The 17,001-nt window shown below is 73.1% G+C and carries 21 protein-coding genes and 1 pseudogene; 21 read left to right on the forward strand and 1 reads right to left on the reverse strand.

Going from position 1 to position 17,001, the window contains the following annotated elements; all coding sequences use genetic code 11:
- Nucleotides 1-5: 5 nt before the first annotated feature.
- The 19 genes and pseudogenes from rplX (at nt 6) to VEL82_00300 (ending at nt 14,764) form a co-directional block, all read left to right on the forward strand.
- Nucleotides 6-536: a 50S ribosomal protein L24 gene (rplX, locus tag VEL82_00210; protein ID HXW66300.1), complete on the forward strand. Its 531-nt coding sequence runs from the start codon at nt 6-8 to the stop codon at nt 534-536.
- Nucleotides 533-1,249 carry a 30S ribosomal protein S4e gene (locus tag VEL82_00215; protein ID HXW66301.1) on the forward strand — a complete coding sequence of 239 codons (717 nt, stop codon included), beginning with the start codon at nt 533-535 and terminating at the stop codon, nt 1,247-1,249. Before rplX ends, VEL82_00215 begins: the two co-directional genes overlap by 4 nt.
- Complete coding sequence (locus VEL82_00220) at nt 1,246-1,794, forward strand: 50S ribosomal protein L5 (protein ID HXW66302.1); 549 nt, start codon at nt 1,246-1,248, stop codon at nt 1,792-1,794. The genes VEL82_00215 and VEL82_00220 overlap by 4 nt, the downstream gene beginning before the upstream one ends.
- A gap of 4 nt (nt 1,795-1,798) precedes the next feature.
- Complete coding sequence (locus VEL82_00225) at nt 1,799-1,945, forward strand: 30S ribosomal protein S14 (protein HXW66303.1); 147 nt, start codon at nt 1,799-1,801, stop codon at nt 1,943-1,945.
- Nucleotides 1,946-1,954: 9 nt separating this feature from the next.
- Nucleotides 1,955-2,344, forward strand: a complete 390-nt coding sequence (locus VEL82_00230) for a 30S ribosomal protein S8 (GenBank protein ID HXW66304.1) — start codon at nt 1,955-1,957, stop codon at nt 2,342-2,344.
- Nucleotides 2,334-2,897, forward strand: a complete 564-nt coding sequence (gene rplF / locus VEL82_00235; protein HXW66305.1) for a 50S ribosomal protein L6 — start codon at nt 2,334-2,336, stop codon at nt 2,895-2,897. Before VEL82_00230 ends, rplF begins: the two co-directional genes overlap by 11 nt.
- A complete protein-coding gene (locus tag VEL82_00240) occupies nt 2,897-3,448 on the forward strand; it encodes a 50S ribosomal protein L32e (protein ID HXW66306.1) in 552 nt (183 codons plus the stop codon). The genes rplF and VEL82_00240 overlap by 1 nt, the downstream gene beginning before the upstream one ends.
- 2 nt (nt 3,449-3,450) lie before the next feature.
- Nucleotides 3,451-3,912 carry a 50S ribosomal protein L19e gene (locus tag VEL82_00245; GenBank protein HXW66307.1) on the forward strand — a complete coding sequence of 154 codons (462 nt, stop codon included), beginning with the start codon at nt 3,451-3,453 and terminating at the stop codon, nt 3,910-3,912.
- Entirely contained in the window at nt 3,909-4,439 is a 531-nt protein-coding gene (locus VEL82_00250; protein HXW66308.1) for a 50S ribosomal protein L18, read from the forward strand. The genes VEL82_00245 and VEL82_00250 overlap by 4 nt, the downstream gene beginning before the upstream one ends.
- A gap of 14 nt (nt 4,440-4,453) precedes the next feature.
- Nucleotides 4,454-5,137: pseudogene (locus tag VEL82_00255) on the forward strand (30S ribosomal protein S5).
- A gap of 181 nt (nt 5,138-5,318) precedes the next feature.
- Nucleotides 5,319-5,777, forward strand: coding sequence for a 50S ribosomal protein L30 (locus VEL82_00260; GenBank protein ID HXW66309.1), 459 nt, complete (start codon nt 5,319-5,321; stop codon nt 5,775-5,777).
- Nucleotides 5,778-5,779: 2 nt separating this feature from the next.
- Nucleotides 5,780-6,214, forward strand: a complete 435-nt coding sequence (locus VEL82_00265; GenBank protein ID HXW66310.1) for an uL15 family ribosomal protein — start codon at nt 5,780-5,782, stop codon at nt 6,212-6,214.
- Nucleotides 6,215-6,250: 36 nt separating this feature from the next.
- Complete coding sequence (gene secY / locus VEL82_00270; GenBank protein HXW66311.1) at nt 6,251-8,017, forward strand: preprotein translocase subunit SecY; 1,767 nt, start codon at nt 6,251-6,253, stop codon at nt 8,015-8,017.
- A complete protein-coding gene (locus VEL82_00275; protein HXW66312.1) occupies nt 8,018-8,851 on the forward strand; it encodes an EMC3/TMCO1 family protein in 834 nt (277 codons plus the stop codon).
- Nucleotides 8,848-9,396, forward strand: coding sequence for an AAA family ATPase (locus VEL82_00280; protein HXW66313.1), 549 nt, complete (start codon nt 8,848-8,850; stop codon nt 9,394-9,396). Before VEL82_00275 ends, VEL82_00280 begins: the two co-directional genes overlap by 4 nt.
- Complete coding sequence (locus VEL82_00285; protein HXW66314.1) at nt 9,393-10,361, forward strand: RNA-guided pseudouridylation complex pseudouridine synthase subunit Cbf5; 969 nt, start codon at nt 9,393-9,395, stop codon at nt 10,359-10,361. The genes VEL82_00280 and VEL82_00285 overlap by 4 nt, the downstream gene beginning before the upstream one ends.
- 35 nt (nt 10,362-10,396) lie before the next feature.
- The gene (gene fdhF, locus VEL82_00290) at nt 10,397-13,390 is read left to right on the forward strand and encodes a formate dehydrogenase subunit alpha (protein ID HXW66315.1); all 2,994 of its coding nucleotides are present in this window, start codon (nt 10,397-10,399) and stop codon (nt 13,388-13,390) included.
- Between the two features lie 3 nt (nt 13,391-13,393).
- Nucleotides 13,394-13,837 carry a DUF1641 domain-containing protein gene (locus VEL82_00295; GenBank protein ID HXW66316.1) on the forward strand — a complete coding sequence of 148 codons (444 nt, stop codon included), beginning with the start codon at nt 13,394-13,396 and terminating at the stop codon, nt 13,835-13,837.
- A gap of 15 nt (nt 13,838-13,852) precedes the next feature.
- Nucleotides 13,853-14,764, forward strand: coding sequence for a formate dehydrogenase accessory sulfurtransferase FdhD (locus VEL82_00300; GenBank protein HXW66317.1), 912 nt, complete (start codon nt 13,853-13,855; stop codon nt 14,762-14,764).
- Here the strand turns inward: VEL82_00300 and VEL82_00305 are convergent.
- Entirely contained in the window at nt 14,676-15,929 is a 1,254-nt protein-coding gene (locus VEL82_00305) for a molybdopterin-binding protein (GenBank protein HXW66318.1), read from the reverse strand. The two genes, VEL82_00300 and VEL82_00305, sit on opposite strands and share 89 nt — an antisense overlap.
- A 29-nt stretch (nt 15,930-15,958) precedes the next feature.
- Between VEL82_00305 and VEL82_00310 the strand changes: the two genes are divergently transcribed.
- Together VEL82_00310 and VEL82_00315 are read left to right on the forward strand one after the other, a co-directional pair.
- Complete coding sequence (locus VEL82_00310; protein HXW66319.1) at nt 15,959-16,378, forward strand: molybdopterin-guanine dinucleotide biosynthesis protein MobB; 420 nt, start codon at nt 15,959-15,961, stop codon at nt 16,376-16,378.
- The gene (locus VEL82_00315) at nt 16,375-16,974 is read left to right on the forward strand and encodes an NTP transferase domain-containing protein (protein HXW66320.1); all 600 of its coding nucleotides are present in this window, start codon (nt 16,375-16,377) and stop codon (nt 16,972-16,974) included. The genes VEL82_00310 and VEL82_00315 overlap by 4 nt, the downstream gene beginning before the upstream one ends.
- The last annotated feature ends 27 nt before the right edge of the window (nt 16,975-17,001 follow it).

A 17,001-nucleotide genomic window follows, 5' to 3' on the forward strand; every position in this document is an offset into this window, starting at 1 on the left:
GATCGATGACGCTCTCCCCCCACTCCCCGCGCCGGCAGCGCAAGGCGCTCTACACCGCGGACGCGTTCGAGCGACGCCGCCGCATGACGGTCCCGCTCTCCCGGGACCTGCGCCGCCGCATCCGCGCCCGCAGCGTGCCGATCCGCAAGGGCGACACCGTCCGCGTGCTGGGCGGCAGCTTCGTCGGGCGCGAGGAGCGGGTCGCGCGGATCGATCGACGCGCCTACAGCGTCGTCCTCGACAACGTCACGGTCAAGACCGGCGAGGACAAGCTCAAGCCGCTGCCGATCCGGCTGAGCCACCTCGTGATCACCCGGCTCAATCTCTCCGACGCCTGGCGGCGCCGTTCGCTGCGCGTCGCGGACGAGGACGTCAGCCCCGAGGAGCGGGGCGAGCCGCCGGAGGCCGAGGCGCCGGCCGGGGCCCCCGCGCCGGCGACCCCGGCGGAGGATTCGCCCGCGCCCACCGCATCGCCCCGCCCGCGGCGGCGCCGCGCCAGCGCGACCCCCTCCGACGAGCCGGAGGCGGCGCCATGACGTTCCGTCTCAAGCGCCGGGCCGCGCCCCCCAGCTGGACGATCCCGCGCAAGGGAACGAAGTGGATCAAGCGCCCGGGCCCGGGCCCGCACGCCCAGGACCGCTCGGTCCCGCTGCTCCTCGTGCTCCGGGACCTGCTCCACCTCGTGCGAAGCGCCCGCGAGGCGCGGATCGTCGTCCGCTCCGGCGCGGTGCGCGTCGACGGGCAGATCGCGAAGGACCTGGACCGGGGCGTCGGGCTGATGGACACCCTCTCGCTCGCCGCCCCCCTCGACGCCCACTACCGGATGGTGAACGACCGGCACGGCCGCCTCGTCCTGATCGCGATCCCGTCGACCGAGGCCGGGACCAAGATCGGTCGCGTCCGGTTCAAGCACGCGGCCCCCCGCGGCCGCGTCGAGGTGACGCTCCACGACGGCCGCAACCTGCTCGTGCCCCCGACGAGCCCGTACCGGGTCGGGGATTCCCTCAAGCTCGAGGTCCCCGCGCAGAAGGTCGTGGAGCACCTGCCGCTCGCGCCCGGGGCGCTCGCCTACGTGGCCGGCGGCTCGCACGTGGGTCAGCTCGCGCGCGTCGAGCGGATCGAGGTCCGCAACTCCTCGGCGCCGAACCTCGTCCACTTCAAAGAGGGCTTCTCGACGATCAAGGAGTACGTGTTCGTTGTCGGAGAGGCCGTGCCCGGCGTCACGCTCGCCGAGGGGGTCGACCGGTGAGCGCGAGCGCCCCCGCCGTGCCGCCGCCCGCCCGCGAGAACCCCCACCGGGCGATCCGCGTCATCAAGGTCGTCGTCAACGCCGGGGTCGGAGAGTCCGGCGAGAATCGGACCCGGGCCGAGCGCGTGCTCTCGATGGTGACCCACCAGAAGCCGGTCGCGACGCGGTCCCACTCCACGAACCGCGACTTCGGGATCCGCCAGGGTCAGGAGATCGGCGCGAAGGTGACCCTGCGCGGTGCCGTGGCCGTCGACTTCCTCGGACGCGCCTTCGAGGCCCGGGACCGCCAGCTCGACGTCGAGTCGATCGATCGGAACGGCAACTTCTCCTTCGGGATCGCCGACTACACCGACTTCACCGGAATGAAGTACGACCCCGCGATCGGCATCCACGGCATGGACGTCGCGGTCGAGCTCGGCCGCGCCGGGTACCGGGTGCGCGGCCGTCGACAGCGGGCGCGTCCGATCCCGCGCACGATCCGCTCGACGCCGGCCGAGACCCGCGCGTTCCTCGAGACGACCTTCCAGGTCAAGGTCCTGGAGTGAGCCCGTGAAGCCAAAGCGCAAGTTCGGGCGGAAGGACGGTTGCCTGCGCTGCGACCGCAAGCGCGGGATCGTCCGGCGCTACGGGCTCCACCTCTGCCGCCAGTGTTTCCGCGAGGTCGCCGTCGACCTCGGCTTCCGCAAGTACCAGTAGGAGGACTCCGTGCAGCAGGATCTTCTCAACGACGCGCTCGTGGCGCTCGGGCATGCCGACCAGGACGGCAAGCCGCGCGTCGAGCTCGCACCGACCTCGACGCTCATCGCCGAGGTGCTGAGGATCTTCCGCGAGCACCAGTACATCGAGGAGTTCACCTTCGTCCCGACGGGCCGCGGCGGCAAGTACGACGTGAAGCTCTCGCGGCGGATCAACGCCTGCGGGGTCATCAAGCCGCGACTGAGCGTCCCGTACCAGAACCTGGAGCGCTACGAGGCGCGGTTCCTGCCGGCGCAGGACTTCGGACTGCTCGTGCTCTCGACGAACCGCGGCGTCGTCTCGCACCGCCAGGCCCGGGAGCTCAAGATCGGGGGGAGGCTGCTCGCGTATGTCTACTGAGCCGGACCGCTCGCGGGCGCGGATCGAGGTCGCCGACGGCGTGAGCTTCTCGGTGGCGCCGGGCCGGCTGCGGGCGAGCGGCCCGCTCGGTCGCGTCGATCGGCCCTTCCCCTCCGACGTGCTGGAGCTCACGAGCCGGCCGGGCGCGGTCACGCTCGCCCTGCGCCTGCCCGCGGACCGCAAGCGCTCGCAGGCGCTGCTCAAGACGTGGGCGGCCCACCTGCGCAACCTCTCGGGCAGCCTGACGCGGGGGGTCGAGGCGCGCATGAAGGTCGTCGCGGCGCACTTCCCGATGAAGGTCAGCGTGCGCGGCGAGGAACTGGTCATCGAGAACTTCCTCGGCGAAAAGTTCCCGCGCTCGACCCGGCTGGTGGCGGGGACCCAGGCGAGCGTGGAGGGCGACATCGTCACGATCTCGGGCCACGACGTCGAAGAGGTGGGCCAGAGCGCCGCGAACATCGAGCGCGCGACCCGGATCCGCGACTACGACCCGCGGGTCTTCCAGGACGGCATCTACCTCATCGAGCGGGCCCACCTGAAGGAGGCGAGCTAGTGGCCGAAACGGACAGCTCCGAGGCCCCACCGCGCTCCTCTCGCGCGCGGCGCCGACGCACCTCCGACGACGAGGCGCCGACGCCCGCGGCCGCGCCGGCCGCGGCCGAGCCGCCCGCGCCACGGGCGCCCCGGCGCGCCACGCTCTCTTCCGAGCGACGCCGCCTCATCCGCCTGCGCGACCAGGGCTCGCGCGTGCGACCGGACTTCGGACGTCAGGCCGCGAACCGCTACGGGCGCATCGGTCGCGACGGCGCCTGGCGGCGGCCCCGGGGCCTCCAGTCGAAGCAGCGCCGCCACTACGGCTACCGACCGCGCGTCGTCCGCATCGGCTACCGCGGCCCCGCGGCGGTGCGGGGGCTCACCCCCGCCGGCTTCCGCCCGATCCTCGTCCGCACCGGCGCGGAGATCGAGGCGCTCGACCCGGCGACGGAGGCGGCGGTCATCGCCCGCACCGTGGGAACCCGTCGGCGTCTCACGCTGGAGGACGTCGCCCGTCGCAAGGGGATCCACGTGGTGAACCCGATCGTGACGAGCGAGCGGGAGGCCTAGCGATGCCGGACCTCGCGAACCAGCGGCGGATGGCGGCCGCCCTCCTCAAGTGCGGCGAGGGTCGGATCTGGATCGACCCGGCGAGCCAGGAGGAGCTGGCCGACGCGGTGACGCGCAGCGACATCCGCAGCGCGATCAAGGCCGGCGTCATCCGCCGCAAGGCGGTCCTCGGGACCTCCCGCGTGCGGGCCCGCCGCCGGGCGGCGGAGCTCGCGAAGGGGCGGCACGCGGGGCCCGGGTCCCGCCGCGGCTCGCCGCGCTCCCGCCTTCCCAAGAAGGACCGCTGGATGCGCCGGATCCGGGCCCAGCGCGCGATCCTCGCGGAGCTCCGCGGCACCCGCCGCATCACGCCCGCCGTCTACCGGGAGTTCTACCGGCGGGCGAAGGGGGGCATGTTCCGCAGCCGAGCGCACCTCGTGCAGAACCTGCGGCTCGCCGGCGCGCTCAAGGAGGCGAAGGCATGAGCACGGGACCCCGCTACCGCGTGCCGTTCCGACGGCGCCGCGAAGGCCGCACGGACTACCGCGTGCGCCTGCGGCTCTTGCGCTCGGGCCAGCCCCGGGCGGTCGTCCGGCTCTCCGAGCGCCGCATCCGGGTCGCGGTCGTCGCCTACGACCCGGTCGGCGACCGGGTCGTGGCCGCGGCGGACAGCCGCGAGCTCGGGGGCATCGAGTTCCCGACCGTGAGCTTCGCCTCCACGCCCGCCGCCTATCTCACCGCCTACCTCGCCGGCCTGCGGGCGAAGGCCGGCGGGGCGGCGAGCGCGGTGCTCGACGCGGGGCTGCGTCGACCGACCGAGGGCGGCCGCCTCGCGGCCGCGCTCAAGGGGCTGCTCGACGCCGGGATCGAGATCCCGCACGGCGAGGGCGGCTTCCCCAGCTCCGACCGCCTCGACGGCACGCACCTCCACCACCGGCTGCCGAGCCCCCTCGAGGCCTACAAGCTCAAGATCCCGCACCTGGTCGCCGCGCCCGCGGAGGCGAGCCGATGAGCGGCCCGGCGCCGATGGGCCCCGACCGGGGGCCCCCAGGGAGCGGAGGACCGGGCGCCGCGCCGGCGCCGCCGTGGGTCGCCAAGACCGAGCTCGGCAAGCGCGTCGCCAGCGACCAGATCACGACGATGAGCCAGGCGCTCGCGACCGGCCTGCCGCTGCGCGAGCCGCAGATCGTCGACAAGCTGTTGCCCGGGCTCCACGACGAGGTGCTCGACGTCAACATGGTCCAGCGCATGACCGACTCCGGCCGCCGGTTCAAGTTCGCTGTGACCGTCGTGGTCGGCAACGGCGACGGCTTCGTCGGCCTCGGCCGGGCCAAGGGCCGCGAGGTGGGGCCGACGATCCGGCGCGCGATCGACCGAGCGAAGCTCGAGATCGTCGAGGTCCTGCGCGGCTGCGGCAGCTGGGAATGCGGCTGCGGCCGCTCGCACACCCTCCCGTTCCAGGTCCACGGGCGCGCGGGCTCGGTGGTCGTGACGTTCAAGCCAGCTCCCCGGGGCGTCGGGCTCGCCGTCGGGGACGTCGCGAAGCCGATCCTGCGCTTCGCGGGGATCACCGACGCCTGGGGCTACACCGACGGTCACTCGAAGACGACCGTGAACTACGCGCAGGCCGCCTACCGCACGCTCGTCGCGCTCTCCCAGGTCAAGGTGCCCGCCGAGGACGCGGCGCGACTCAAGATCGTGCGGGGTCCGATCGGCACGTCGATCCTCCCTCCGAAGGAAGAGGGGGTCCGGCCGATGCGCGGCGGTCGGGGCGGGCGACGCCCGCCGCCCCGGGGCCCGCCGGGCCGCGGGGGACCGCCCCGTGGTGGGCCCGGGGGCGGACCCGGAGCGCCGGGCCGGCGGCCGGGACCCGGCACGCGGAGGGCCTGAGATGGCGTTCGTGGTCGTGCGCGTGCGCGGGACGATCCACGCGCGACGCGACATCGTGGAGACGCTGCGCTTCCTCCACCTGACCCGCGCGAACCACGCGACCGTCGTGCCCGAGGCACCGCCGGTCCGCGGGATGCTGTTCAAGGTCCAGGGCTACGTCACCTGGGGCGAGGCCGAGCCCGAGACGCTCGGGCTGCTCCTGAAGGAGCGGGGCCGCGGCCCGGACGGCCACCCCCTCTCCGGTGGCGGTGAGGGGGTCGGCGCGGAGACCGTGGACCTCGCCGCGCTCTCGCGCGCGGTCGCGGACGGCGGCCTCTCGGGCGTGAAGGGCGTGCGCCCGCTCTTCCGGCTGAAGGCACCGAAGGGCGGGTGGCGGTCGACCAAGCGGCCGTACACGCTCGGCGGGGCCCTCGGCTACCGCGGACGCGCGATCAACGATCTCGTCCGCCGGATGGTGTGAGGATGCCGAGCCGCACCCGCAAGTTCCGAGGACTGCGCACCCACGGCCGCGGCATCAAGGCCGGCCGGGGCGCGGGCAAGCAGGGGGGACGCGGCAACGCGGGGCTCCACAAGTACAAGTTCAAGTCGATGCTGATCTACGCGCCCGACCACTTCGGGCGCCACGGCTTCACGCGGCCGCCCGAGACGGCGTCGGTCCCCCGCACGGTCAACGTCGGCGACCTCGACCGCCTGCTGCCCGAGCTCGAGTCCCGCGGCGCGATCGGCCGCGAGGGGGAAGCGTACGTCGCGGACCTCACCAAGGCCGGCATCGATCGGCTGCTGGGCAAGGGCGCGAGCGAGCGCACCTGGAAGGTGATCGTCGGGCACGCGAGCCGCCACGCCCGCGAGAAGGTCGCCGTCGTCGAGGCCGCCAGCGCGGCACCGGCGCCCCCGTAGACTATATAATCCGCGGTCGAGGTCGACAGCGGTTCGATGGCGGACGAGGAGATCCCCCGGGACCACCGCTGGGCGATCCCGCTCTCGGTGATCGGCGTCGGGCTGTTCGCGATCATCTGGATCTGGGGCCAGCCGACCCCGATCGCGCTGGTCGTGGCGGGCGTCCTGATCTTCGTCCTGCTCGGGGTCCTCTACCTCGGCCTCTCCTACGCGGGGCCGCGCTCCCGACTCTACGGCCTCAAGCCGATCACGACGCGGATGCCCGCGGTCTCGCAGCCGAAGGGCCACGTCCACTTCCGCACCAAGCTGCTGTGGACGATCGGGATCCTGCTGCTGTACTTCCTGCTCACGAACATCTACCTGTTCGGCGTCGACCAGTCCACCGTCATCGACCTGTTCGCGAGCTACCGCGCGATCCTCGCCGGCGCGCAGGGGACGCTGATGCACCTCGGCATCGGCCCGATCGTCACCGGGTCGATCATCATGCAGCTGTTCACCGGGGCGAAGATCATCAACCTCGACCTCACCGACGACGAGGACAAGGGGATGTACCAGGGGACCCAGAAGGTCCTCGTCGTCGCGATGATCTTCATCGAGGCGGTCCCCCAGGTCTTCGGCTACCTCACCCCGAGCTCGAGCCTGGTCGCGAGCCTCGGCTCGGCCTCCCCCGGCAACGGCGTCCTCCTCGCGAACGTGATCATCATCGCGCAGCTCGTCTTCGGCAGCTACCTCGTCTTCCTGATGGACGAGGTCGTCTCGAAATGGGGGATCGGCAGCGGGATCTCGCTGTTCATCGCCGCCGGCGTGAGCCAGCAGATCGTCCAGGGGACGATCAACTGGATCCCGCAGACGCCGAGCGCCCCGGTGTCGACCGGCAACCTGCCCAGCGGCACGATCCCGAAGATGATCTACGTCTTCACGCACCTGTCCGCCTCCCAGATGGCGAGCGGCGGCTGGGAGCTCGTCCTGTTACGTCAGCCGAACCCGTTGATCGCCCTCATCGGCACCGCCGCGATCTTCTTCCTCGTGGCGTGGACGGAGTCGACGCGCATCGAGCTGCCGCTCTCGCACGCCGAGGCGCGCGGGGCGCGCGGTCGCTACCCGTTGCGCCTGATCTACGCCTCGAACATCCCGGTCATCCTGATGAGCGCGCTGCTCGCGAACGTGAGCGTCTTCACGATCCTGTTGTGGACCAACCCGACGCTCATCCACTTCCCCGTGATCGGGCACCAGTGGTGGATCGGCTCGTATCCGACGAGCACGCAAGCGACCGCGTTAGGGATCAGCCAGACCCAGCCGTTAACGGGCGGGGCGTACTACTTCTCGACGGTCAACGGCCTCGAGTCCTGGTTGCTGCCGATCATCAACTACCAGCAGTACGGCCAGTTCCTCGTCGGCCACACCTGGTGGCAGGGTCTCGTGCACGTCGTCGTCTACTTCGGCGCGATGGTCGGCGGCTCGATCCTCTTCGCGAAGTTCTGGATCCAGACGACGAACATGGGGCCGGAGGCGGTCGCGAAACAGATCGAGGCGTCCGGCATGCAGATCCCGGGCTTTCGTCGAGAACCCCGCGTGTTACGCCGCGTGCTGGAGCGCTACATCCCCGTGATCACCGTGATCTCCGGGGCCGCGGTCGGCGCGCTCGCCGCGGGGGCCGACCTCATCGGGACGCTCGGCAATGCGAGCGGCACCGGCGTGCTGCTGATGGTGGGGATCATCATCAACCTCTACGAGGCGATGGGTCGCGAGCAGCTGATGGAGATGAACCCGCTGCTCCGGCGCTTCCTCGGAGGCGAGGCGTAGGTGCCGACCGACGAGGAGCCGCTGCCCAGCAGCCATGCGCTGGCGTCCTCCGACGACGGCGGGCCGGAGGAGGCCTCGGCGGAGCCCGCGAGCGCGCCGGCGGCGCCCGCGAGCCGCCCGGCGGGCCCGGTCTTCAAGTTCTCGACGTTCGTCTACGTCTTCCTGGGCCTCCTCGGCCTGTTGATGGTCTTCGATACCGGTGCCCGCAACGCGATCGCCGGCGCCCTCGGCATCGGCCCGAATACCCTCGGCTTCCCGACGAGCGGGCCGCTGTACTTCCTGATCGGCTTCGGCTCGGGCTACCTGCTGCTCACGATGGCCCTCGCCGGCGCGATCGAGATGCTGATCACGGCGTTCGCCTACAACTACACGACCGACTGGATCAAAGCCGCGAAGGTCCAGAAGTGGAGCGCGGCGTTCCGCAAGGTCCAGATGGAGGCGATCCGCTCGGGCAAGAAGGACCGGATCGCCGCGCTCAAGCCGCACCAGGAGCGACTCACGCGCCTGTCGAGCGAGGTGTCGATCGCCCAGTTCAAGGGCATGGCGATCACCTGGTTCCTCCTGATCCTGATCTACACCTGGGTCGGCCTCGTCATCGGCTCGGCGACGATCGCGCAGCAGACCGTCAGCCTCGGCGGTACCGTGATCAACCTGAACACCTACCGGGTCTTCGGCTACTTCCCGCTCTGGTTCTTCATCTTCAGCCTGTACACCGTGCCGCTCTCGCTCGTCTTCCGGCGCATCCTGAAGAACTACTGGCTACGCCGGTACGAGGCGCGGCGGCTGAGCGAAGCGACCCCTCCGGCCGCGGACGCGACCGGGGGACCGGCGTGATCGACCGGGTCGTCGCGATCGGCGGGCCGGCGGGCAGCGGCAAGTCGACCGCCGGCCGCGGCGTCGCCGAGCGCCTCGGGCTCGTCTACGTGAGCGCGGGCGAGCTCTTCCGGTCGGAAGCCCAGGCGCGGGGCCTCGATCTCGCCGCGTTCGGTCGCTACGCGGAAGCGCACCCCGAGGTCGACCGCTCGCTCGACGAGCGGATGCAGTCGCTCGCGCGGCCCGGCCACCTCCTGGAGGGACGCGTGCAGGGACCGCTGTGCCGGCGGCGGGACGTGCCGGTCGCCTACGTCGTGGTGACCGCGGAGGCCGAAGAGCGCGCTCGGCGCATCGCCGGACGCGACGGACGGACCGTGCTGGCCGCGCGGGAGGAGATCCGGCAGCGCGAGGCGAGCGAGCGCGCCCGCTATGCCGCGATCTACGGGATCGACCTCGAGCGGGAGGTGCCGGATCTCACCATCGACTCGACCTTGCGTCCGGCCGAGCGCGTCGTGGAGATGATCGTCGCGTTCCTCGCGCCGGCCACGGGCGACGCCGACCGATGAGCGACGCGCCGCCCGACCCGGTCGGCGCGCGGATCGCGGCCGGTGCCTTCCTGCTCGTCGACAAGCCGCGCGGCCCGAGCTCGCACCAGGTCGCGGCCTGGGCGCGGGACCTCCTCGGCGTCCCGCGGGCCGGGCACGCGGGCACGCTCGACCCCAACGTGTCGGGCGTGCTGTGGGTCGGGCTCGGGCCGGCCCTCAAGCTGATCCCGCTCGTCCTCGAGTTCCCGAAGCGCTACGTCGGGGTCGTGGTCCTCCACGGCCGGGTCGGCGCCCGTGAGCTCGCGAGCGTGTTCGCCGAGTTCACGGGACCGATCTACCAGACCCCGCCCGTGCGCTCCGCCGTCCGCCGCGAGCGGCGGGTGCGCACGATCCACCGGCTCCGTCTGACCGAGCGGGACGACGAGCGGCTCGTGCTCGACGTGGTCGCGGACTCGGGGACGTACGTGCGCACGCTCGCGGTCGACCTCGGCGACGCGCTCGGCGTCGGCGCCCATCTCGAGGAGCTGCGCCGCGTCGGGACCGGGCCGTTCGACGAGGCGGCGAGCGTGACGCTGCTGGGGATCGCGGACGCGGTCGCCCGGCGCGCCGACGGGGACCCGGCCGAGCTGCTCACGCTCCTCCATCCGATCGAGGAGGTCTGGCGCGAGTTCCCGCGGATCGTCGTGCGGGACTCCGCCGCGAGCGCGGTGGCCCACGGCGCGGGCCTGGCGAGCGGCGGGATCCTGCGGATCGAGCGGCCGTTCGGCAGCGACGCGCGCGTCGCGCTCGTGGACCGGGAGGGCGCCCTGATCGCGACGGGCGTCGCGCGGGCGGGCTCGGATCGGATCGCCGAGGTCCCCCACGGATGGGTCGTCACGCAGACCCGCGTCTTCGTCCCCCCGGAGCGCTTCCCCGCCCGCTGGAACCGCTCGGGCGCCGCCCGCGAGCCCCCGACCGCCACCGACGCTCCGCCGCCGGCGCCGTGAGCGCCCGCGCCCCGGGGACGACGCTCGCGCATCCGATGGGGTCATATCGCGACGGCCGTTGGCCGGGCGAGCCCCGCGGCCGGCGGGCCGCGATCGGGCGCGCGAGCGACGACATGGAGGTCTACCTCGACGGCGCCGCCCACGAGGCGCGACCGGGGGAGCATCTCGTCGACGTGATCGCGCGGGCCGGCCTCGCCGTCCCCCGCGTCTGCTACCTCGCCGCCCTCGGTCCGCTCGAGAGCTGCGACTCCTGCCTGGTCGAGGTCGACGGGGCGCTCGTGCGCTCCTGCTCGCTGGCGGTCCGCGAGGGTCTGCGCGCGAGCGTCGCGTCGCCCCGCGCGCTCGCCGCGCGGCGCGACGCGATCGTCCGTCTCGCCGAGAACCACCACTTCCGCTGCTCGCTGTGCGACAACAACAACGGCGACTGCGCCCTCCACAACGCCGCGCGCGATGTCGGGCTCGACCGACAGTCGTACCACCCGAAGCCGTACCCCGTGGACGACTCCAGCCCGTTCTACCGCTACGACCCGAGCCAGTGCATCCTGTGCGGGCGCTGCGTCGAGGCCTGCCAGGACCTCGTCGTGAACGAGGTGATCCACATCGACTGGAAGCGCGAGCGCCCGCGCGTCGTCTGGGACGCGGACGTGCCCGTCGACGAGTCGACGTGCGTCAGCTGCGGCGCCTGCGTCACCGTCTGCCCCGTCGACGCGCTCCTCGAGCGCCGCTTCATCGGCCGGGCCGGTGTCCTTACCGGCCTGCCCGACGAGACGAAGGACGCCCTCGTGGCGGCCACCTCCGGGATCGACGGCAGCTTCGCGCCGCTCCTCGCCCTCAGCGATGCGGAGGCCGCCCTGCGTCCGTCCGTCATCCGCAAGACGAAGACGGTCTGCACGTTCTGCGGCGTCGGCTGCTCGTTCGACGTCTGGACGCGCGGCCGGTCCGTCCTCAAGGTCCAGCCGCAGCCGATCTCCCCCGCGAACGGCCTCGCGACGTGCGTGAAGGGCAAGTTCGGCTGGGAACACCTGTCGAGCCCCCGCCGGCTCGTGCGCCCCCTCGCGCGCGAGGGGCGGCAGTTCCGTCCGACGAGCTGGGACGAAGCGATCGGGACGGCCGCGCGCCGCCTGCGCGAGGTCCGGGAGCGCTACGGGCCCGACGCGATCTTCGTGATCGCCTCCTGCACGGACACCAACGAGGAGGTCTACCTCACCCAGAAGCTCGCCCGCGCGGTGATCGGCACGAACAACGTCGACAACTGCTCGCGCTACTGCCAGTCGCCCGCGACGGTCGGGCTCTGGCGGACGGTGGGCTATGGCGGCGACGCCGGCTCGATCGACGACATGGCGCTCGCGGACCTCGTGATCACGATGGGATCGAACACGGCCGAGTCCCATCCCGTCATCGCCTCGCGCATCAAGCGGGCCCACAAGCTCGACGGGCACCGGCTCATCGTCGTCGATCCGCGGCGGCACGAGATGGCCCGCCGCGCCGACCTCTGGCTCGCCCCTGCGAGCGGGACCGACCTCGTGCTCCTCAACGCGGCGTGCCGCTACATCCTCGACCGGGGCTGGCAGGCGACGGCGTTCCTCGACGAGCGCGTCGAGGGCCTCGACGCGTTCCGGGCGAGCCTGGAAGCGTACACGCTCGACTACGCGAGGGCCACCACGGGCCTCGCCGCCGAGGAGATCGTGCGCTTCGCGACGATGGTGCACGAGGCCGCGCGGGTCGTCATCTGCTGGGCGATGGGGATCACCCAGCACCAGGATGGCAGCGAGACGTCGACCGCGATCTCGAACCTCCTGTTGCTGACGGGCAACTACGGGCGGCCGGGCACCGGCGGATACCCGTTGCGCGGTCACGCGAACGTCCAGGGGGCGAGCGACTTCGGCGCGCTACCGAACTACTATGCCGGTTACCAGAAGCTCGACGCGCCGGGCGTGCGGGAGGCGTTCGAGGCCGCGTGGGGCACCTCGCTCCCGCCCAAGCCGGGCCTGAACAGCGTCGAGGCGGTCGACGCGGTGCTCGACGGCCGGATCCACGCGATGGTGATCTTCGGGGAGGACAAGCTCCTCGCGGACGCCCACCTCGCCCGCACGGAGGAAGCGCTGCGGAAGCTCGACCTGCTCATCGTCGCGGATGCGTTCCTCACCCGAACGGCCGAGTGCGCCGACCTCGTCCTGCCGAGCGCGCTGTCGCTCGAGAAGGAGGGGACGTTCACGAACACCGAGCGGCGGATCCAGCGCCTGTACCGGGCGCTCGATCCGCTGGGCGGCGCGCGCTCCGACCTCGACATCGTCGTCGATCTGGCGCGCGCGCTCGGCGCCCCGTGGCCGCGGCGGTCGCCGGCCGAAGTGATGGAGGAGATCCGGACCGTGGCCCCGATCTTCTCGGGCGTCACCTACGAGCGCCTCGCCGGCTACGGCAGCCTGCGCTGGCCGGTCGCCCCCGACGGGACGGACAGTCCGTTCCTGTACGCCGAGCGCTTCGCCTTCCCGTCCGGCAAGGCCCGGCTGTTCCCGACCACGTTCGTCCCGCCGCTCGCGCCGGACGCGGAGTACGACGTCCTCGTCGACAACGGGCGCCTCCTCGAGCACTTCCACTGGCGCCACCTCACCGGCGAGACCGCGGGCCTGGCGGCGAAGGTCCCGGGCACGTTCGTCGAGGTATCGCCGGAACTCGCGCGCGAGAAGGGTCTCGCCGACGGGGACCGGGTCCGGATCGTCTCGCGCGTCGGCGCGATCGCGACCCGGGTCTGGGTCACGGACCGGGTGAAAGGACGCACGGTCTTCATCCCCGAGCACGGCGACCGGGACGACGCGATCAACTACCTGACGAGCGATGTCCGCGACTCGGTCGCGCGGACGCCCGCCTACAAGGAGGTGCCCGCTCGGATCGAGAAGATCGCGAGCGCGGCCGAGCCCGAGCCGCCGGTCCCCCGCCGCAACTTCCGGCGGGGCACGCCCGCGCCGCCCCAGGTGGGGATCCGGATCGCCGAGAAGTGGCAGCGCCCGGGCTGGCGCCCGCCGGGGTGAGCCGTGGCCGAGCCGATCGCCGAGGTCGTCGACCGGCCGGACGACGACGCGCTCCGGCGCGAGATCCAGGCGCTCTGGGCGACCCCGGGCCAGCGCGAGGCGGTCGAGCGGACGCTCGATCTGTTGCGGGCCCTCAACGAGCGAGGGCTCCTGGACGGCGCCCGCGCGATCCTCGAGGGCAACGAGGCGTCCGGCCGGGCGATCCGCGAGTTCCTGATGCGCAGCCAGGACCTGCGGATCGCCCGGAACCTCCGGGCCGCCTTCGAGCTGCTCGCCGCGATCGACCTCGGCGGGGGCGGCCGGGGCGCCGGGCGGTCCCCCGGCGCCCCCGCGCGGCCGATGGGACTCCTCGAGCTGCGGCGCCGCCTGCGCGATCCGGACGTGAGCGCAGGCCTCGAGGTCGTCCTCGGCGCGCTCGCGGCCATCGGGCGAGCCCGCCGCGGGTGAGCCGGGGGCCGGGCCGTGGACGGAACCCGAGCGCCCCGATCCGAGCGGCCCGGGGCCGTCGTGCGCGTGGCGGTGCACCGGGTGGGCGCGGCGGCCGCGCGGGGCGGACCGGTCGACGAGGTCGTCGCCGAGGAACCCCTGGAGATCCGCGTCGTGCCGCCGGGCGACGGTCCGGCGGTCCCCATCGCGATCACGATGCGAACCCCCGGCCACGACTTCGAGCTCGCGGCCGGATTCGCGCTCAGCGAACAGATCGTCGGCGCTCCCGCGGAGATCCGGGGCCTGCGCTACTGCACCGCGCCCGGCGAGGAGCAGTGGTTCAACGTCGTCGACCTCGAGCTCGCGCGGCCGTTCGATCCCGAGGCGTTCCGGCGCAACGTCTACACGAGCTCGAGCTGCGGGATCTGCGGTCGCGCCACGCTCGACCGACTGCGGGCGACCGGCCTGGCGCCGCCGCGCCGCGGGCCCTCGATCGACCCGAACCTCCTGCGGGGCCTGCCGGGGGCGCTGCGCTCGGCCCAGTCGCTCTTTGCCCGGACCGGAGGGCTCCACGCGACCGGCATCGCCCGGGCCGACGGTCGATTCTCGGTCGTCCGCGAGGACGTCGGGCGGCACAACGCCTTCGACAAGGCCGTCGGGCGGCTCGCGCTCGACGGGGCGCTACCGGCTTCGGCGACGATCGCGGTCGTCAGCGGTCGCGCGAGCTTCGAGCTCGTCCAGAAGGCGGTCATCGCCGGCATCCCGGCGCTGGCGGCGGTCGGGGCGCCGAGCCATCTCGCCGTCGCGCTCGCCCGCGAGTTCGGGATCCTGCTGGTCGGCTTCCTGCGGGCGGACGGGTTCACCGTCTACGCGGGCGAGGACCGGCTCGCCGCCGGTCGCCCGGCGGGGACTCCGGCGCCGTCCGCGACCGCGGCGGATCCCGGATGAGCCACTGGACCCGGACGCGTTCTCCCCGGTGGTACGTCCGCGCGCGCCGCAGATAGCCGAACGCGTCCGCCGCCAGCAGCGCGCGGTAGCGGTTCACGCCCCAGCCGAGGGGCTCGGCCCACCCGTCGCGCGCCCGCATCAGGACCGTGGAGTCCATGCGGTGGTCGATCGCGAGCGTGCGGTCGAGCCGCAGCCGGCCGAAGCGCCGCAGCTCCCGGCCCACGAGTCGCCCGAGCAGCGCCAGGCCGAACTCGTGGAACGCCACCACCGCGCTCTCGACCTGGCCGGGCAGCAGCAGGACCGGCGTGCCGCCGACCTCCCCGATCCCGGCCCGCTTCAGGACGTTGACCCGGGTCCCGCCCACCCTCAGTGTTCCCTCCGCGGCGACCGCGCGCTTCGTGAGATCCCGGGGGCCGAGCGACGTCCCACCGATCGTGATGACGAGATCCGCGTCGCGGGCCGCCCGGCAGAGCCGGCGCCGCAGCTCGGCCGGCTCGTCCGGCACCGGCGCTTCCTGCCGGCACTGCGCCCAGGTCCCCGCGACCGCGCCGAGCCAGGGGCCGATCGAGTCGATCGGCGCGCGCCCCGGGCTCGGGCGGGCGAGCTCGCTGCCCGTCGGAAGCACGATCACCCGCCGACGTTCGACCTCGACGGACGCCTGCCGGGCCGCGATCAGCGCCGCGAGAGCGTAGGCGTCGATCGGAAGCCCCTGGCTCGCGATGCGATCGCCGCGCGAAAGCGCCGAGCCGACCCGATGGATGTCGCGACCGGCTGCGAGCAAGGTCCGCAGGACGAGCACCCCGCCGTCGGACCTCGTCGCCTCCAGTCGGGCGACGGCGGAGGTGCCGCGCGGCACACGGGCCCCGGTCGCGACCGGGCATGCCTGCCCCGGTCGAAGCGAGGCAGCGCGCGGCGGATCCACGAGCGCGAAGCGGAGGCGGTCCCCCCGTAGGCCGAATCGGACCGCGAAGCCGTCCATCGCGGCCGTGGGGCGGGACGGAAGGTCGAGCGACGACACGATGTCCCGCGCGGGGATGCGTCCGAGCGCGTCGAGCACGCGAACCGACTCCGTCGCCGTCGGCCGCAACCGCAGGGACGCGAGCCGCGCCCGCGCCTCCCGCAAGGGGAGCAGCGGATATGGGCCGGTCGATGTACGGTCGCTCACGCCCTCGGCCGGCGTCGGGGGCGACGACCATGCCCCTCGTCGTCCAGCTCGTTGGCAGCCACGGCTCGGGAAAAACCCTTGCCCTGACGCGGGTGGTCCGCCGCCTGCGTCGCTCGGGATGGCGCGTGACGGTCCTCAAGCATTCGCACCACGCCATCGACCTGAGGGGGACGGACACGGATCGATACCGTCGTAGCGGGGCCAATGCCGTGGTGTTCGCCGGACGCGACAGCGTCGCGTTTCTCGACGGGGACCCCCTCCGATTCGCACGGTCCCTGCCCTCCGACGTCCTCCTGATCGAGGGCTACCACGCGCGCCGGCTGGGTCGTCGGTTCCGGATCGATGGACCGCACGACGTCGATCGGATCGTGCGCGAGATTCGCGCGTACCTGGAGCGGAAGCTCCGGGGTCCGTCCCCGCGGCGCCCGGCACGCCGGAGGCGAGCGTGAGCGAGCCTTGCCGCGCATTCGTGCTTCTCGGGCATGCCTCGCGATTCCCCGAAAAGTTCGACCGACGCATCGAAGGAGTTCGCATCGTGGACCGGGTGTGCGCCCGCCTCTCGGACGCCGACTTCGAGCCGGCGTTGGTCTCGGTCCGCCCCCGCCCCGACAGTGACGTGCCGGTCCTCCTCGACCGCTACGACCGGGGGCCGCTCGGGGCCGTGCGAACCATCACCGAGGCGCGGGCGGGACCGTTCCTGCTCGTCGGCGGTGACATGCCCTTCCTGTCGGTCGCGGATCTGCGGGGCCTGCGGGAGCGGTACCGGCCGGGCACGTCGGTCGTTCCCCGATGGGCCGATGGTGCTCTCGAAGTGCTCCACGCCGTCTATGATATCACCCCGCCGCGGGCGGCCCGCGCCTGGGAGCGGGGCGCGTCGCTGCGGGACCTCGCGCGGAGCGAGCCGGGGGCGCTGTTCCCGGCTGCCGAGGAGTTCGACCCGTACACGTTCATCGACATCGACACGCCGGCCGACTGGGAGCGCTGGCGCGACGGGCCCCGGCGCGCCGGTTCCACGGACGCCGGAACCCGCCCCGCTCGCCGCTAGGGTTATCTCTCCCCTCCCGTCGAACCG

Source organism: Thermoplasmata archaeon, from assembly GCA_035622275.1.
In the GTDB taxonomy this organism is placed as follows: Archaea; Thermoplasmatota; Thermoplasmata; order Lutacidiplasmatales; family UBA184; genus Lutacidiplasma.

Coding starts and splice junctions, on each gene's coding strand:
- rplX (HXW66300.1), top strand. CDS start 6: ATGACGCTCTCCCCCCACTCCCCGCGCCGGCAGCGCAAGGCGCTCTAC.
- VEL82_00215 (HXW66301.1), top strand. CDS start 533: ATGACGTTCCGTCTCAAGCGCCGGGCCGCGCCCCCCAGCTGGACGATC.
- rplF (HXW66305.1), top strand. CDS start 2,334: ATGTCTACTGAGCCGGACCGCTCGCGGGCGCGGATCGAGGTCGCCGAC.
- VEL82_00245 (HXW66307.1), top strand. CDS start 3,451: ATGCCGGACCTCGCGAACCAGCGGCGGATGGCGGCCGCCCTCCTCAAG.
- VEL82_00250 (HXW66308.1), top strand. CDS start 3,909: ATGAGCACGGGACCCCGCTACCGCGTGCCGTTCCGACGGCGCCGCGAA.
- VEL82_00260 (HXW66309.1), top strand. CDS start 5,319: ATGGCGTTCGTGGTCGTGCGCGTGCGCGGGACGATCCACGCGCGACGC.
- VEL82_00265 (HXW66310.1), top strand. CDS start 5,780: ATGCCGAGCCGCACCCGCAAGTTCCGAGGACTGCGCACCCACGGCCGC.
- secY (HXW66311.1), top strand. CDS start 6,251: ATGGCGGACGAGGAGATCCCCCGGGACCACCGCTGGGCGATCCCGCTC.
- VEL82_00285 (HXW66314.1), top strand. CDS start 9,393: ATGAGCGACGCGCCGCCCGACCCGGTCGGCGCGCGGATCGCGGCCGGT.
- fdhF (HXW66315.1), top strand. CDS start 10,397: ATGGGGTCATATCGCGACGGCCGTTGGCCGGGCGAGCCCCGCGGCCGG.
- VEL82_00310 (HXW66319.1), top strand. CDS start 15,959: ATGCCCCTCGTCGTCCAGCTCGTTGGCAGCCACGGCTCGGGAAAAACC.